Here is a 16320-nt window from a genome sequence, read left to right as displayed (position 1 = left end):
TCACCGGACCATCGGGACGATGGTCTTGCTGGCCAGCTTCGACAAGCCGACCTGCATGACGCTGGTCACGTAGGCCAGTGCGCGATCCCAGTCCGGGTCCTCGCCGAACCTGGCTCGCACATCGATCGGCTCGAGCACCTGCATGCGGATCTTCGCCGGAAGGGGAAAGTGCGGCAGTGGGAGCGGCGACAGCCCCCACGGGATGCTCAGCGTCATGGGCATGCTCTTCACCCGTGCCAATTTGTCCAATCGCAGCAATTGCGCGGTGCGCCGACCGTCGTTCAGCACGATCAAGGTGTCATGGCCACCGGTCGCCACCACCGGCACGATCTTCACATTGCACTTGTGTGCCAGCCGCAGAAAGCCTTTACGGCCGGAGAAGATGATCTTGTTGCGATCCCGCCACGGGCGCAGGGCTTCCACGTCGCCGCCCGGATAGACCAGCGCCGAGCCTCCGCTGTCGAAAATGCGCTCGGCAAAGGAATTGGCCGCCGGGACCACGCCCAGCTTGCGGGTCAGCCCGCCGATGACCGGCGCGGCGGTGACCGTGTCGTGCGCCAGCGCGTAGAGAGGACGGCCCTCGACGGTGAAGTAGGTGTTGTAGGCCAGCAGGAAGACGAACGTGTCAGGGGTTGCGCCCCCGCCGCTGTGGTTGCCCACGAACAGCACCGGCTCATCCGGCACGTTCTCGAAGCCGAGTACCTCGGCCCGGAACCAGACGGTCGAGGCCAACCACAGCGGAGGCAGCACGGCGCGAATGAACTCCGGATCGCGATGGCGAAGTTCTTTGGGGAGACGTTGCCGAGTCATCTCGATGAGACTAAACCGATTTGGCGCGTTTTAACCGCACTGTCAGCGAAACCGAAATCCCGCGCGGCATTCACCGGTGCAGCGATCGGAGCGGGTGGGTTCGCGCTGCTGCCGCGGTTGTCGTAGCTTGAGACGGGATTGTCGTAGCTTTGGCCGGTTCAGCAGAGCAGCCGGTATCGAGCTCGAATCGGGAGCGTTGTCATGCGCGGGTGCCGCGCCGTACTCAGCTCCCCGATCGGTCTGGGATTCGATGCGAACCGTGACAGCGGGCAGCAGTGATCTGGTGGGGGTGCGTTTGCGTCAATTAGCTGACCGAACTATAATCTGGACACATGTCCAGTTTGCTGTCCCGTCGTTCACGGGTGCGTTGACAGCAATGAGATTGGCGCCCTTCCCCCCTTTTCCTGGTCGATCGCTGGCGCCGAAGGGTTGAGAATGCGAATTGCTCTGCTGTCCTATCGGAGTAAGGACCACTGCGGCGGACAGGGTGTCTATGTGCGGCATCTCAGCCGTGGGCTGGTCGACCTCGGTCACGAGGTGGAGGTGTTCTCCGGGCAGCCGTATCCCGAGTTACTCGATCCCCGGGTTCGCCTGACGAAGGTTCCGAGCCTCGACCTGTACCGCGAGCCGGACCCATTCCGGGTGCCCCGGCCGAGCGAGATTCGTGACTCGATCGACCTGCTCGAGTTGGCCACCATGTGGACGGCCGGGTTCCCCGAACCCAGAACCTTCACGCTGCGGGTGGCGCGGCTACTGGCGGACCGGAAGGCCGACTTCGACGTCGTGCACGATAATCAGAGCCTGGGATCGGGACTGCTCACCATCGCCGGTTCCGGCATGCCGGTCGTGGCCACCGTGCACCACCCGATCACGCGTGACCGGTCACTCGATCTCGCTGCCGCTCGATGGTGGCGAAAGCCTTTGGTACACAGGTGGTATGGGTTCTCCAGCATGCAGAAGCAGGTGGCCCGGCGGATCCCTGACCTGCTGACCGTGTCGTCGTCGTCGGCCACCGACATCGTCGCGGACTTCGGCGTCTCCCCCGATCAACTGCATGTAGTGCCGTTGGGGGTGAATACCGAACTGTTCAGACCGGGTTCGTCACCGCGGCGACCCGGCCGGGTGATGGCGATCGCCAGCGCGGACACTCCCCTCAAGGGCGTCAGCACCTTGTTGCACGCCGTCGCCAAACTGCGCACCAGCCGCGACCTCGAGTTGCGGTTGGTCGCCAAGGTGGAAACCAACGGTCCGACCCACAAGCTCATCGCCGAGTTGGGGATCTCGGACATCGTCCACATCGCCAGCGGCCTGCCCGACGCCGAGCTCGCCGCCCTGTTCGCCTCGGCCGAAGTCGCGTGCATTCCTTCTCTCTACGAAGGTTTTTCGTTACCCGCGGTGGAAGCAATGGCGAGCGGGACCCCGATCGTCGCCAGCCGTGTCGGTGCGCTGCCCGAAGTACTCGGGACAGACGGTGCTTGCGCCGAGCTGGTGGCGCCCGCCGACGTCGATGCCCTCACACATGCGATCGGCAAGCTCCTGGATTCGCCGGAGCGGCGCCGCAGCCTGGGCGAGGCCGGGCGCAATCGGGCGGTCAACGTGTTCAGCTGGGACGCGGTGGCCGCTCAAACCGTGCGGATCTACCAACGGGCGATCGAGCGACGAGCCGCCGAGGGCGGGCCGCGATGCTGACGGTCGATTTCGAGCGGCTCGGGATCGGACCCGCCGCCAAGGTTATCGACGTGGGTTGTGGCGCCGGCCGGCACGCCTTCGAAGCCTATCGGCGAGGTGCGGATGTCGTCGCGTTCGACCAGGACGCCGCCGAACTCCGGTCGGTGGATACCTTGCTGCGTGCGATGGCCGAGACCGGCGAGGCGCCGCAGTCGGCCTCCGCGAAAGTGGTTCGTGGCGACGCGCTCAATCTGCCCTACGCTGACCAGACTTTCGACTGCGTGATCGCGTCGGAGATCCTCGAGCACATACCCGAGGACGATGCCGCCATCGCCGAACTGATCCGGGTGCTCAAAGTCGGTGGCACCCTGGCGGTCAGCGTGCCGCGGTGGCTGCCGGAGCGCGTCTGCTGGTTGCTGTCCGAGGAGTACCACAGCAATGAGGGCGGCCACGTGAGGATTTACCGGGCCAGTGCACTGCGTGACAAGATCACCGGTCGCGGAATGGAATTGACGCATACTCACCACGCCCACGCCCTGCACTCGCCGTTCTGGTGGCTCAAATGCGCTGTGGGACCGTCGAACAACGACCACCCCGCGGTCAGCGCCTACCATAAGTTGCTGGTGTGGGATCTGATGCAACGGCCGAAGATCACTCAGCTTGCCGAGCACGCCCTGAATCCACTGGTGGGCAAGAGCGTAGCCATGTACTTCACCAAGCCCGAGTCGGCTCAGGCCAGTCCAGCGCAGAGGTATTCAGTTGCATCGGGATGACAACGTGCCGGGTGTCGCCGGCGTGCTGACCCCGGAGCAGTGCCGGCAGACTGCGATGTCCATAGCGGCCGCCCAAGAACCATCGGGGGCGATCCCCTGGTTTTCCGGGGGCCACACCGATCCGTGGGATCACGTGGAAAACGCCATGGCTCTGACGGCGGCGGGTCTGTTGGAACCGGCGCGCGCCGCCTTCGACTGGTGCCGTCGCATGCAGCGCCCGGACGGCTCCTGGCCGATCCAGATTCGCGCCGGCGTCGTCGAAGACGCCAACAGCGACAGCAACTTCTGCGCTTACATCGCGACCGGTGTCTGGCACCACGTGCTCATCACCGGCGACCAGAGGTTCGCCGCCGTGATGTGGCCGGTGGTGCAGAAGGCGATCGACTTCGTCATCGACCTGCAAGTCGGTTACGGTGAAATTTGTTGGGCCCGAAGCCAAGCCGGGCCGCTACCGGAGGCGCTGCTGACCGGTTGCGCCAGCATATTCCACAGCATCCGGTGCGCGCTGGCGCTCGCCGCGACGATCGGGGAACCCCAGCCGGAATGGGAACTGGCGTTGGGCCGGTTGGGTCACGCGATCGTCGCCCATCCCGAGGCGTTCACCGAAAAAGACCGCTACTCGATGGATTGGTACTACCCGATCCTCGGGAGTGCTTTGCGCGGTCCGGCCGCCGCGGCACGAATCCGGCAACGTTGGGACGAATTCGTGGTGGGCGATCTGGGCATTCGCTGTGTGGTCGACCGGCCCTGGGTCACCGGAGCCGAAACGTGCGAACTGGTGCTGGCTTTGGACGCCATCGGTCACCGGTCAGCGGCGCACCGGCAGTTCGGAGCGATGCAGCACCTGCGTGAAAGGGACGGGTCCTATTGGACCGGTTTGGTTTTCGCCGATGGTAAGCGCTGGCCGGAGGAGCGCACCACGTGGACGGGCGCGGCGATGATCCTGGCCGCCGACGCGTTGTCGGGCACGACGCCGGGCAGCGGCATATTCCGGGGGCACGCGCTTCCGGTGGGTCTGCAGACCGACTTCGACTGCGAGTGCGTTACGGCCGGTCCTGGCCGCTAAGTCTCGACCGGCTCTCCGGTCTGGCCGCCGGTGCGTTCCAGCACCCGCAGCGAACCAGTCGCCCCGACTTCCCGGAACTGACCGGAAGCTATTGCGCGACAATAGATCTGGTATGGAGCGCGACCCCCGTCGTTGGGGTCGGGAAACACATCGTGAATGACCAGGCCCCCGCCCGGGACCACCCACTTCGCCCAGCCTTCGAAGTCGCGGGCAGCGGCGGCCTCGGTGTGGCCGCCGTCGATGAAGAGGAACTGCACCGGCGAGCGCCATCCCCGGGCAACGACCGGTGACCTGCCGACGATGGCCACGACGTGGTCGTCGAGGCCGGCGGCGTCCAGCGTGCGGCGGAACGTCGGCAGTGTATCGAAAAGCCCGGTCACCTCATCGACCAGCGACGAGTCGTGGAACTCCCAGCCGGCCTGATGCTCTTCGGACCCATGATGATGATCGATCGTGTACAGCACGCTGCCGCTCCGCTGCGCAGCTGCGCCGAGCAGCAGCGCTGACTTGCCGCAATACGTGCCGATCTCCACGCCGACGCCGCCGTCCAGATAACGCAGCGCGGCGTCGTACAGCGCCTGCCCTTCGTCGCTCGGCATGAAGCCCCGCACCTGCTCGGCAAGCGCGAACAGACGCGCGGTGGAACCCGTGTCGTCATCGCTCATCCGCTGAACTTATCGGGCGCTGAAGTATCGCCGACAACCCGGTCGGGGTCCTTGCTGGATCGCCGCGGGACCGGGTCCTGCTGGACAGCCGTCCGGCCGGCCAGCAGGACCACCAGGTCAGCCGTGCGGGGCCTCGGAGATCTTGCTGTCCGGCTTGCCCAGCGTCTGGCAGTACGTCTGCGCCGAGAGGCGGGTTGCGTTGATCTCCAGCGAGCTGGGCTCAGCGCCGTTCTTGTCCTTCAGCATCTTGCTGACTTCTTCGCTCTGCTTCTTCTCGTCCTGCGTGGTGAAGTCTTTGCACTTGGTGTCGCCACCGGTATTGATGACCTTTGAAGCCGAACAGCCGCTGAACATCAACGCCGCGATGACAATTGCGGCAGGTGCGAGGGGTTTCATTAAACTAGCCCTTTCTGAGGTCGGAGACGTGGCTATCTGTACGACGTAGCTATCTATACACCGCAGCGCACATTCCCAAACACGGGTCTAATTGCACACCGCGAAACCGGGCAAGCGAACCGGGCAGAGGCCTATTTTTCCAGGGTGAACTGATTGACGTCTATATACCCGGTGCGGAAATGATCGGCGCAGCCGGTCAGGTATTTCATATACCGGTCATAGACCTCTTGGGACTGAATTGCCACGGCTTCGTCGCGCCTTGCGCCGAGCGCTGCGGCCCACCGATCGAGGGTCATCGCGTAGTGCTGCTGCAACGACTGACGCCTGGTCAGCGTGAAACCGGCCGCCTCCGAGAACCCCGCCACCATATCCGTATCCGGCAACTGGCCGCCCGGGAAGATCTCCGTGAGAATGAATTTCACGAACCGGATGTGATTCATGGAGATGGGCAGACCAGTCTCGCTCAGTTGCTGGCGAGTCAATCCGGTGATGGTGTGCAGCAGCATCACACCGTCGGCCGGCAGCAGTTTGTAAGCCAGCGAAAAGAAATCCTGGTAGCGATCGCGGCCGAAGTGCTCGAACGCGCCGATCGACACAATGCGGTCCACCGGCTCGGTGAACTGTTCCCAGCCTTGCAGCAGCACACGACGGCTGCGTGCCGTGTCCATTTCGTCGAACGTCTGCTGCACGTGCGCGGCCTGGTTCTTGGACAGAGTCAGGCCGACGACGTTGACGTCGTATTTCTCGATGGCCCTGCGCATGGTCGCGCCCCAGCCGCAGCCGACGTCCAGCAGCGTCATTCCGGGTTGCAGGCCCAGCTTGCCCAGCGACAGGTCTATCTTGGCGATCTGCGCCTGTTCCAGCGTCATGTCGTCGCGCTCGAAGTAGGCGCAGCTGTATGTCTGGGTCGGGTCCAGAAACAGCCGGAAGAAATCGTCGGACAGGTCGTAATGTGCCTGCACATCGTCAAAGTGCGGCTTGAGTTCCTGGGACAAGCGGGTGTTGCCTTTCGTGGCGCCTGAGCTCAGACGGGAGTCCGGCATGAGATACGCCGGCGGGTGACTAGTTCCCCGTCGGCGGCACGGGAAAACACTGCTCCCGTCACACCGGACTCCGGCGGTGAGTTTCGGGACCGTCGCGGGTCATACCCAGAGACCGGACACATCACTGAAGAAGGTGGACCCAATGCTTGAAGCAAAGCCGCCGATCGTCGATCAGCAGACCTGGCGCGCGGAGCTCGACGAGCTGCGCAAGCGCGAGAAGGCCGCGACCCGGGAATTGGATGCGATCGCCGCCCAGCGGCGCCGCCTGCCGATGGTGCGGTTGCCCGACTACACGCTGGTCGGCGCCGACGGCCCGGTCCGCCTGGCCGAAGTGTTCGGCAGCCGCTCTCAGCTCATCGTCTACCACCACATGTGGTCGCCCGGAGCTGAGTGGCAGTGCGCCGGCTGCACCGGGTTCACCTCGCAGTTCACCCGGCTCGAGTTCCTCGACAACTACGACGCCCGCTTCGTAGTCGTCACCAACGGACCGATCGACGAGGCGCTCGCGTACCGGCGCAAGGTCGGCAACCAGATGCAGTGGTACTCGTCTTCGGACAGCTCGTTCGGGGCTGACATGGACGCTCCGCCGGGCGGCGGCTTCGCTGTCAACGTGTTCCTGCGCGACGGTGACAGCGTCTACCGCACCTGGCACACCAATGGCCGCGGAACCGAGCAGCTCAGCCACACTTTCGCGCTGATCGACATCCTGCCCTGGGGGAGGCAGGAGGAATGGCTCGATTCGCCGCCAGGGTGGCCGTCCGGCCCACCTACTCGGGGTGGTCCGGCTCGCCCGATATCGCGCGCGCCTACGGAGCGGAGGACGACGATGAGTAGCGAATGCTTCACGGTCAGCCGAACCATTGCGGCCCCGCCGACGACGATTTTCGCGATGTTGGCCGACCCGAGCCGTCATTGCGACACCGAGCCCACCGACTGGGTTCGCGACGCCGTCGACGCCCGACCGATCACCGGTACCGGCCAGATCTTCAGGATGAACATGCATCTCGAGGCCGCCGGCGGTGACTACGTCACCCACAACCTGGTTACCGAGTTCGAGAAGGACCACACCATCGCCTGGATGCCGGGCCGGCTCGACGACGCAGGCAATCATGCTGCGGGCGGCTGGTTCTGGCGCTACGAACTGGCTCCGAACGGGGACCGCACTGACGTCACGTTCACCTATGACTGGGCAGCCACGTCACCGGAGTTCCGGGAACAGATCGGCGGTATGCCGCCTTTCCCCGAGGATTATCTGGGCGCCTCGCTGGTCAGTCTGGAGCGCTCGGTGACCGGTTGATGCCGATGCGTTGCGCGAGTTGGGCAAAGGCGTCCCGTACCGCGTCGGGTCGCTCTATCCATGGAAAGTGGCCCGCCTCGGGTATGACACTCCAGATCACGTTGTGAGTGTGAAAGCGGTCGGGCTGCCAGAGCGTCTGCGTGACGATCCTGTCTGCCGAGCCGCTCACGATCAAAGTCGGCAATGTGGTTGGCCACCAAGCCAATTCGTAGTCACGGTCGAAATGACGGTCCGACCACTGCGCGGCCCTCATGTTGTAGGGCATTCTGCCCAGTAATTCAGCACCCATGGCGAGGCTGCTGGCCGGAAAATTCCACGGCGCGGATTGCACGGCGAGTTCGCGCAGGTTCTCGTTGGTGGGATCCGCGTCGTAACGGGCGGTGGCCTCTGCGACGCCAGGCAACGGGTTGTTGATGGTCATCTCTTCGTAGACCGGCATCCACGACGCGTCAGGAGCGGTGCTGATCAGGACGATACCTTCGAGCATCCCGTCCAGCGCGGCCGTCGCCAGCAGATATTCGCCGCCGGTGGAATGTCCGACATAGACCGGACGGTCGACAGCCTGAGCCGCTTCGAGTGACACCTCTGGCCACAGGTGGTAGGGATCGGCCGGCGCGCCGGGAGCGTTGGTGTTGGATCCGTCGCCGGGCAGGTCGACGAGCCATGAGCATCCGGGCACGGCCACGGCGTCGACGAGTTCCCGCAGGGATTCCGAGCCGATGCCCGGGCCGCCCGGCAGGAAGAGCCAACTCACATCGCCGTCGCGACGTTGGTGCAGACGCAACCGGACGCCCGACGGCGTCCAACGGACATGCTCGGTATCCATGGACCTCAGCGAAATCGAGCGGCCGCCCGCATGTCGGCCGCGGGTCTCAAAAATACCTGCGATGCGTCGCATTGGATGCCGCAAAGTCTTGACTGACTCCAGATAAGTGCGGAGTATGAGCATGTGTCCTCGGATCACGCCGAGCAGTTGCGAACGGCCGATTTGCGGGTAACGCGGCCACGGATCGCAGTGATGGAAGCTGTTCATGCTCATCCGCACGCCGACACCGACACGATCTTCTCCGCGGTGCGGCTTGGCTTGCCGGACGTGTCCCGACAAGCCGTGTACGACGTGCTCAATGCGCTGACCGCCGCCGGCCTGGTGCGGCGCATTCAGCCTTCCGGTCTGGTCGCCCGGTACGAATCCCGCGTCGGCGACAACCATCATCACGTCGTGTGCAGATCCTGCGGGATCATCGCAGACGTCGATTGTGCCGTCGGCGATACGCCGTGTCTGACGCCGTCAGACGACGACAACGTCTTGGATGGGTTCGTCCTCGATGAGGCCGAAGTCATCTATTGGGGCTTCTGCCCCGACTGCTCGAGTACTGATTCCTGATCACAACCGTGATCACAGCCCGTTTCAGATAACCCGGAAGGAATGCTGTGTCATCCGATACATCCGATAGCCGACCTCCTCACGCCAACGACTCGGCGAGCAAGAGTGAGAGCGAGAACCCGGCCATCCCGTCGCCCACCCCGAAGTCAGACGCGCCGCGAACCAACCAGGACTGGTGGCCCAACCAGGTCGATGTTTCGAGGCTGCACCCGCACTCGCCGCAGGCCAACCCGCTGGGCGACGATTTCGACTACGCGGCCGAGTTCGCCAAGCTCGATGTCGACGCGCTCAAGGCCGACCTGGTCTCGGTGATGACGACGTCGCAGGACTGGTGGCCGGCCGACTACGGCCACTACGGGGGCTTCTTCATCCGCATGAGCTGGCACGCGGCCGGCACCTACCGCATCTTCGACGGCCGCGGCGGCGCCGGCCAGGGCTTGCAGCGGTTCGCGCCCCTCAACAGCTGGCCGGACAACGCCAGCCTGGACAAGGCGCGCCGGTTGCTGTGGCCGGTCAAGAAGAAGCACGGGAACAAGATTTCCTGGGCCGACCTGCTGGTGCTGGCCGGCAACGTCGCCTTGGAGGACATGGGGTTCCAGACGTTCGGCTTCGCCTTCGGCCGCGAGGACGTATGGGAGCCGGAGGAAGTCCTTTTCGGCGAGGAAGACGAATGGCTGGGCACCAACAAGCGCTACTCGGGTGAGCGTGACCTCGCGCAGCCCTATGGCGCCACGACGATGGGGCTGATCTACGTCAATCCCGAAGGGCCAGAAGGCAAGCCGGACCCGGTCGCGGCGGCGCGCGACATCCGGGAGACGTTCGGCCGGATGGCGATGAACGACGAGGAGACCGCCGCACTCATCGTGGGCGGCCACAGTTTCGGCAAGACCCACGGTGCCAGCGCCGACCCGGTGGGCCCCGAGCCGGAGGGAGCCCCGATCGAACAACAGGGGTTGGGCTGGAAGAGCACATTCGGCACCGGCAGCGGCAAAGACGCCATCACCAGTGGCCTGGAAGTGGTGTGGACGCCGACTCCGACGAAGTGGGACAACACCTTCCTGGAGACGCTGTACGGCTACGAGTGGGAGCTGACCAAGAGCCCGGGCGGAGCGTGGCAGTTCACCGCGAAGGACGGGGCCGGCGCGGGCACGATTCCCGACCCGTTCGGTGGACCGGGCCGCAACCCCACGATGCTGGTCACCGACGTGTCGCTGCGCGAGGACCCGATCTATCGGCAGATCACGCAGCGCTGGCTGGAGCACCCCGAGGAATTGTCCGAGGCGTTCGCCAAGGCCTGGTACAAGTTGCTGCACCGCGACATGGGACCCATCAGCCGTTACCGCGGCCCGTGGATTCCCGAGCCGCAACTGTGGCAGGACCCGGTGCCGGCAGTCGACCACGAATTGGTCGACGAGAGCGACATCGCGTCCCTGAAGGCCAAGGTGCTCGGGTCGGGGTTGTCGGTTCAACAACTGGTGAAGACGGCATGGTCGTCAGCGGCGAGCTACCGCAACACCGACAAGCGTGGCGGCGCCAACGGGGCCCGGCTGCGACTGGAACCGCAGAAGAACTGGGAGGTCAACGAGCCGTCCGAACTGGACAAGGTGCTGCCGGTTCTCACCCAGATCCAGCAGGACTTCAACGCGTCCGCTTCCGGCGGCAAGAAGGTCTCGCTGGCCGACCTGATCGTGCTGGCCGGCTCCGCGGCCGTGGAGAAGGCGGCCAAGGACGCCGGGTATGAGATCTCGGTGCACTTCGCACCGGGCCGTACTGACGCCACTCAGGAGCACACCGACGTGGAGTCGTTCGCGGTACTCGAGCCTCGGGCAGACGGTTTCCGCAACTACTTCCGTCCGGGCGAGAAGGCTCCGCTCGAGCAGTTGCTGCTCGACCGGGCCTACATGCTGGGCGTGTCCGGGCCCGAGTTGACGGTGCTCATAGGCGGTCTGCGCGCCATCGGTGCCAACCACGGCGGCAGCAAGCACGGTGTGTTCACCGACAAGACCGGTGTGTTGACGAACGACTTCTTCGTCAACCTGCTCGACATGGGCACCGAGTGGAAGCCGTCGAAGAACTCCGAGAACGTCTACGAGGGCCACGACCGGGCAACCGGTGAGCTCAAGTGGACCGCGACCGCGAATGACCTTGTGTTCGGCTCGAATTCGGTGCTACGCGCGCTCGCCGAGGTGTACGCCCAGGATGACAACCACGGCAAGTTCGTCGAGGACTTCGTCGCGGCCTGGGTCAAGGTGATGAACAACGACCGGTTCGACTTGAAGTAGTCCGCTTCGGTCTGACGACACCCCGCGAGCCAGGCGCTCGCGGGGTGTTCGTCGCTTCGGTGGCCCTTTAAGCAGCCGCAGTCACCACGATCGAGTCTCCCCCGGTCTGCCACGCTGCGGTGAAGGTCGCGATCGAGACGCGTTCGTCCGCATGGTCGGCCCCGGGGTCATTGAGGTGAACGACTTCGGCGTTGGTATCGATACCGGTGACTACAAGGAAGTGATCGGCGGCGGTGCGCTGGTCGCTGGTGTTCCAGATGACGGCGGAATTCACCCACGCAATAATTTTGCGGTTTTCGTTGAGGTACCGCTCCAGCGCGGGCAGCCCGGTCTGATCGGGATGCGTTGTGGCGTCGGTCATCGCCGACTTGACGCCGTAGTGCTCGAGCAGCACGACTTCGTCCGCCATCTCGATGCCACCCGTCCCGTTCGCGTGGCTCGGGTCGTTCACCGGCGCGTAGATGGGACCGGGGTTGGTCCCGGACGGGGTGTTCACCGCCAAGGCGATCACCTGCTGTTCGGTCGGCGCGTGCCCGGTGATCTCTCCCACCACGTCGGCCACCGAAACCAGCCCGCAATTGTCTTCCAGAGACTGCTGTTGCCAGTATTTGGCGGCCGCCGTGGGATCGCCGTAAACGCCCGCACGGCCGGTCGTCGGCGATGTGGTGTTCGACTGCGCCGCGGGGATGGTGCTGGATGCGGCGCTGGTACTCCCCTGCGACTGCGGCGACGCCTTGGTCGGCGGAGTCACCGGACCGCAGGCCGACAGCGCGATGATGCCGACCGAGCCGATCAGTGCGGTTAGCGGGCGAGATCCCATTGCCCGTAATCGGCTGCGAGGACATCATCGATGTCAATCTGCACACCCGCGAGCAGCGGACCGTTGACCACGCCCTGGTACAGCACCGCTGCTGGTTCGCGATCCCCGTTGGACCAGGACCTGGTCTGCCAGGCCCACCGGTGACCGGGCGTGGTCGACTGCCCGATCACGTTGTCGCTGACCGCCCAGGAACATGCGCGGGAATGCCCGTAAATCCCCGTGCGGCCCACGCCGAGCACCGAGTTGATTCCCCGGAACCACGGCAGCGCAAGGGTGTTCCAGGTGCCCTGGTCGATGTTGTCGTCCACGCTGAAGAAGATCGGGGCCGAGGCGCTTCCACCGGCCGCGTTGTGTAGCGACAGCGCTGTTTGCGCATCGGCCACCCCGCCGTCGTAACCGCGGGTGAAGTCCGACGGCGCGGATCCGCCGGGCTTGCCGTACTGAAAGTTGCTGACGATATGCAGACCCGCAGCGCGCAGCGCGTCGGCGTACTGACGGGTGATCGGCTTCGCTTCGAAGTTCATACCCGGACGTGACTCGGACACGTAGTTCACCACGCCGTCGTAGCCGGCCGCTTTGATCTCTTCCGGCGGAATTCGCTGCAGTGCGAAGTCGATCAGTTGACCACCGGCGGCTGACGCTCGAGGCGCCTCGGCAGTGGCCGCGAGCGCTCCGAGCAACACCGGCGCGAGGGCGTAGCCGAACGCTGCGCGCCGTGACAGGTGACGAGGTCCGCGGGATGTAGCAGATTCGGGCACGGCGCGATGGTAGCAACCGCGCGTTTGCGATCGTCGAGAATTCAATTTTGGCCCCAGCTGGCGGGGCTGCCGATGATCGGGACGTCCCGCGGGGCAGTCGAACGGGGTAACTGGTGGGCATGGGTGTCCGTGTGCAAATTATCGAGACGTCGAGTCTGGGCGACCGCAGTTATGTGGTGGCCGACGACCATGCAGTGGTGGTCATCGATCCCCAGCGGGACATCGACCGGGTGACGCAGCTGCTCGGTGAGCGTGCCACTCGCATCACCCATGTCCTCGAGACGCACCTGCACAACGACTATGTGACGGGCGGGTTGGAACTGTCCCGTTCGACGGGTGCCCAGTATGTGATCCCCCAGGGTGACGACGTCGGGTATCCGGCTCGCCGGGTGGAAGACGGAGATGTCATCGAAGCCGGCGGCTTCCGTCTCCAAGTCATGCACACCCCGGGGCACACGCTGGAGCACGTGAGCTACGCGCTCAGCGATGAATCCGGGCACGTGGTGGGTGTGTTTACCGGTGGGTCAATGCTTTTCGACACCACCGGACGCACGGATCTGCTCGGCGCGGAACATACCCATGAGCTGACCATCGATCAGTTCCGCTCGGTGCGCCGCCTGGCCGACGAACTTCCCGACGAGGCGCAGGTCTATCCCACTCATGGTTTCGGCAGCTTCTGTGCGGCCGGCGGTCAGGGCCGCGACGCGTCGACGTTGGGTGAGCAGCGCGCGTCCAATCCGGCCCTGACGCAGGATGAGCAAACGTTCGTCGACGAGTTGCTCGCCTCGCTGTCCGCCTATCCCGCCTACTACGAGCACATGGGCGTGGTCAACCGCGACGGCCCCGCGCCCATGGATCTGTCGACCCCGGCGCCGGTGGACCCGGATGAACTCAAGCGCCGCATCGATGCCGGAGAGTGGGTGATCGACTTACGGTCCCGCACCGCTTTCGCGGCGGGCCATCTGCGAGGGTCCTACGGTTTCGAGTTGTCGGATTCCTTCATCACCTATCTCGGCTGGCTCTACGCATGGGGCGAGCCGCTGACCCTCATCGGAGATGATGCCGACCAGATCGCCACCGCAAGAAGGGAATTGGTGCGTATCGGTGTCGACGACGTACGCGGCGCGGCGAGCGGCGACATCGACAAGCTCGCCACGGAGTCCGGGCTGAGCTCCTATCGGGTCGCCGACTTCGCGGCGCTGGCAGCGGAAATCGACCGTGAACAGGTGGCAGTACTCGACGTGCGGCGAGAGGACGAATTCCGGGACGGTCGCGTACTCAAAGCGCTCAATGTTCCGATTCATGAACTGACACGTCGTCTGCATGAGCTGCCCGACCGCGAGATCTGGGTGCACTGCGCCAGCGGATACCGGGCTTCGGTAGCGGCCTCGATCCTGGACAAGTACGGGCGCACGGCGGTGTTGGTCGACGACAGTTACAGCGCCGCTGAAGAACTCGGCTTGACCTCGCAGTGATGACGGCAGTGATGGCGCTACCGGTCGGTGCGTAAAGCCGAGACGATGGTCTCGACGTCGGACTCAGCGCCACGGTTGTACGGGAGCTTCGCGAGGCCCGTGGCCATCGCGCAGGTGTCGGTGACGGCCGCAAATGTCAGTCCTCCACCGATGGCGGCGGCCAGCCACTTCAGCCTCGGTAGGGCGATACTCCCCAGGATCGAGGACAACACAATCGACCCCGCGACGAGTCGCACCTGGCGTTCGAGCTCCCATCGCTGTTCGCCGCGGTCGACCGCGTACCCGTTGCCTTCCCATGCGGCCAGGCCGCTTTCAAGCACCTGTGCGGCCGGCTGACCAGCATCACGCAGCAGCCGTGCGGCCTTGGCGGCTCGCTGCCCCGATTTGCACACCAGCACAACGTCTTCGGTCAGATGCGGGGCTATCGCGGACCGGTGTTCGGCAAGCACATCGAGCGGCACGTTGTACGAACCGGCGATATGTGAGGTCTCGAACTCGGCAGGAGTTCGCACATCGACGACACGTGGTGGTTCCGTGGAGTCGAGTCGGCGCCCTAGCTCGACAGCGGTGATCGTTTCTGCAGCTGAGGTTCCCATGTAGATACCGATACCCAAAGACGGGCACTCGGGCCTCGTTTGAATCGCGGGGACTCGAACTCGGGACCGATCGGCCTTGTTGTCTTCGTAAGCGACCCACGGCCGCGGATCACTCGCTACCATGATGTGCTGTGCGCCAACTAGTTACCCGGAATTCGGTAGGACGCGGTCTCGCGGCGATCGCGACCGGTGCCGCGCTGCTCGGCGCCGGTGCGGTATTGCCGCCAGGTACTCCGGGGGCGGTCGGACCGGCGGGTGCGGCCAACTGTCCGCAGGTGGAGGTCGTCTTTGCGCGCGGCCGATTCGAATCGGCGGGCCCCGGCGCGCTCGGCAATGCGTTCATCAACTCGCTCAGCTCGAAGATGGGCGGTCGGAGCATGGGCACCTACGCCGTCAAATACCCGGCCGACACCGAAGTCGACATCGGCGCCAACGACATGAGCCGGCACATCCAATACATGGTGAACAACTGCCCCAACACCCGCCTGGTGCTGGGCGGCTATTCGCTCGGTGCGGCGGTCACCGATGTCGTACTGGCGGTGCCGCTGTCCGCGTTCGGATTCGACAGCCCGCTTCCCGACGGCACCGATCAGCACATTGCCGCGGTCGCCCTGTTCGGTAACGGAAGCCAGTGGGTCGGACCCATCACCAACTTCAGCCCGCTCTACAACGACCGGACCATCGAGCTGTGTCATGGGGCCGACCCGATTTGCAACCCGGCCGATCCCAACACCTGGAAAGACAACTGGCCGCAGCACCTGGCCAGTGCCTACATACAGGCCGGAATGGCGAACCAGGCGGCGGACTTCGTCGCGGGCAAACTGTAAAAGCAGCGCTACCTGCGCCGCAGCGGCCGCCTTGCGGGACGACCGCGAACAGCTGCGAACGCGGGCAGCGCGCGTTGCGCAGTCAGCATCCGCTGCATCCGGCGCGCTACCACCAGCACGACCAGGCTGGCTGTAAGCCTGCCCAGGGCGACTCGCGAAGTCCGCTTCCGCCACGACGGCTGCCGGGAGCCGCTGCGCCGCCCCAGCTGAAACCCGGTGCACAGGGCCACTATCAGAGCGAGCCCAATAAGCACCGTCATAAGAGAAGAGCCTGCTTCGCCGCCGTCGCGGTTCGGTCACGCGAGAGCTACGCCTCGGCCACCAAATCCGAACGTGCCGGCAGCTGCCCGGGGCTGCGGCGACGCCGGGATCCGGATAAAAATCATGCTGAGAATTAAGGTGGAACCAAGACCTTGAGGTTCCGTTATTCCACATCGCAGAGATATGTTCACGGTGAATT

The 16320-nt window shown here is 64.8% G+C and carries 16 protein-coding genes and 1 pseudogene; 9 read left to right on the top strand and 8 right to left on the bottom strand.

Annotated features, from left to right (window positions below):
• Nucleotides 1–810, bottom strand: a complete 810-nt coding sequence (locus AO501_RS04985) for a 1-acyl-sn-glycerol-3-phosphate acyltransferase (RefSeq protein WP_055576660.1) — start codon at nt 808–810, stop codon at nt 1–3.
• 435 nt (nt 811–1245) lie between these two features.
• Here AO501_RS04985 and AO501_RS04980 point away from each other — a divergent pair, with 435 nt between their 5' ends.
• Genes AO501_RS04980 through AO501_RS04970 form a run of 3 tightly spaced genes read left to right on the top strand, consistent with a single transcriptional unit; the run spans nt 1246 to nt 4317 of the window.
• Entirely contained in the window at nt 1246–2499 is a 1254-nt protein-coding gene (locus tag AO501_RS04980) for a glycosyltransferase family 4 protein (protein ID WP_055576659.1), read from the top strand.
• Entirely contained in the window at nt 2493–3251 is a 759-nt protein-coding gene (locus tag AO501_RS04975) for a class I SAM-dependent methyltransferase (RefSeq protein WP_055576658.1), read from the top strand. The genes AO501_RS04980 and AO501_RS04975 overlap by 7 nt, the downstream gene beginning before the upstream one ends.
• A gap of 55 nt (nt 3252–3306) precedes the next feature.
• Complete coding sequence (locus AO501_RS04970; RefSeq protein ID WP_371935008.1) at nt 3307–4317, top strand: prenyltransferase; 1011 nt, start codon at nt 3307–3309, stop codon at nt 4315–4317.
• Here the strand turns inward: AO501_RS04970 and AO501_RS04965 are convergent.
• The 3 genes from AO501_RS04965 to AO501_RS04955 form a co-directional block, all read right to left on the bottom strand.
• Nucleotides 4314–4982 carry a class I SAM-dependent methyltransferase gene (locus AO501_RS04965; protein ID WP_055576656.1) on the bottom strand — a complete coding sequence of 223 codons (669 nt, stop codon included), beginning with the start codon at nt 4980–4982 and terminating at the stop codon, nt 4314–4316. The genes AO501_RS04970 and AO501_RS04965 overlap by 4 nt on opposite strands.
• Before the next feature lie 117 nt (nt 4983–5099).
• A complete protein-coding gene (locus AO501_RS04960; RefSeq protein ID WP_055576655.1) occupies nt 5100–5378 on the bottom strand; it encodes a hypothetical protein in 279 nt (92 codons plus the stop codon).
• A gap of 131 nt (nt 5379–5509) precedes the next feature.
• Nucleotides 5510–6373: a cyclopropane mycolic acid synthase family methyltransferase gene (locus tag AO501_RS04955; protein ID WP_055576719.1), complete on the bottom strand. Its 864-nt coding sequence runs from the start codon at nt 6371–6373 to the stop codon at nt 5510–5512.
• 190 nt (nt 6374–6563) lie between these two features.
• Here AO501_RS04955 and AO501_RS04950 point away from each other — a divergent pair.
• Nucleotides 6564–7255: pseudogene (locus tag AO501_RS04950) on the top strand (DUF899 domain-containing protein).
• Entirely contained in the window at nt 7248–7718 is a 471-nt protein-coding gene (locus tag AO501_RS04945; protein WP_055576654.1) for an SRPBCC family protein, read from the top strand. Before AO501_RS04950 ends, AO501_RS04945 begins: the two are co-directional and overlap by 8 nt.
• Here the strand turns inward: AO501_RS04945 and AO501_RS04940 are convergent.
• On the bottom strand, nt 7690–8544 hold the full coding sequence (locus AO501_RS04940) for an alpha/beta fold hydrolase (protein WP_055576653.1): 855 nt from the start codon (nt 8542–8544) through the stop codon (nt 7690–7692). The two genes, AO501_RS04945 and AO501_RS04940, sit on opposite strands and share 29 nt — an antisense overlap.
• Before the next feature lie 123 nt (nt 8545–8667).
• Here AO501_RS04940 and AO501_RS04935 point away from each other — a divergent pair, with 123 nt between their 5' ends.
• Both AO501_RS04935 and katG read left to right on the top strand, forming a co-directional pair.
• A complete protein-coding gene (locus tag AO501_RS04935; protein WP_156452310.1) occupies nt 8668–9102 on the top strand; it encodes a Fur family transcriptional regulator in 435 nt (144 codons plus the stop codon).
• Between the two features lie 47 nt (nt 9103–9149).
• Nucleotides 9150–11384: a catalase/peroxidase HPI gene (katG, locus tag AO501_RS04930; RefSeq protein WP_055576652.1), complete on the top strand. Its 2235-nt coding sequence runs from the start codon at nt 9150–9152 to the stop codon at nt 11382–11384.
• Nucleotides 11385–11451: 67 nt separating this feature from the next.
• On the opposite strand, the gene AO501_RS04925 is transcribed toward katG, so the two are convergent.
• Nucleotides 11452–12204: a C39 family peptidase gene (locus tag AO501_RS04925; protein WP_055576651.1), complete on the bottom strand. Its 753-nt coding sequence runs from the start codon at nt 12202–12204 to the stop codon at nt 11452–11454.
• Nucleotides 12186–12962 (bottom strand): DUF1906 domain-containing protein, encoded by a 777-nt coding sequence (locus AO501_RS04920; RefSeq protein WP_055576650.1) that lies wholly within the window; start codon nt 12960–12962, stop codon nt 12186–12188. Before AO501_RS04920 ends, AO501_RS04925 begins: the two co-directional genes overlap by 19 nt.
• A gap of 119 nt (nt 12963–13081) precedes the next feature.
• Here AO501_RS04920 and AO501_RS04915 point away from each other — a divergent pair, with 119 nt between their 5' ends.
• Nucleotides 13082–14437, top strand: a complete 1356-nt coding sequence (locus AO501_RS04915) for an MBL fold metallo-hydrolase (protein WP_055576649.1) — start codon at nt 13082–13084, stop codon at nt 14435–14437.
• A gap of 17 nt (nt 14438–14454) precedes the next feature.
• Here AO501_RS04915 and AO501_RS04910 read toward each other — a convergent pair whose 3' ends face one another.
• Entirely contained in the window at nt 14455–15033 is a 579-nt protein-coding gene (locus AO501_RS04910) for a rhodanese-like domain-containing protein (RefSeq protein WP_055576648.1), read from the bottom strand.
• A 131-nt stretch (nt 15034–15164) separates the two neighbouring features.
• On the opposite strand from AO501_RS04910, the gene AO501_RS04905 reads away from it, so the two are divergent.
• Nucleotides 15165–15860, top strand: a complete 696-nt coding sequence (locus tag AO501_RS04905) for a cutinase family protein (RefSeq protein ID WP_055576647.1) — start codon at nt 15165–15167, stop codon at nt 15858–15860.
• Nucleotides 15861–16320: the final 460 nt, after the last annotated feature.

The organism is Mycobacterium gordonae (assembly GCF_001417955.2).
In the GTDB taxonomy this organism is placed as follows: Bacteria; Actinomycetota; Actinomycetes; order Mycobacteriales; family Mycobacteriaceae; genus Mycobacterium; species Mycobacterium gordonae_B.
The sequence above is the reverse complement of the archived record's forward strand: the minus strand, read 5'-3'. Positions and strand labels throughout refer to the sequence as shown.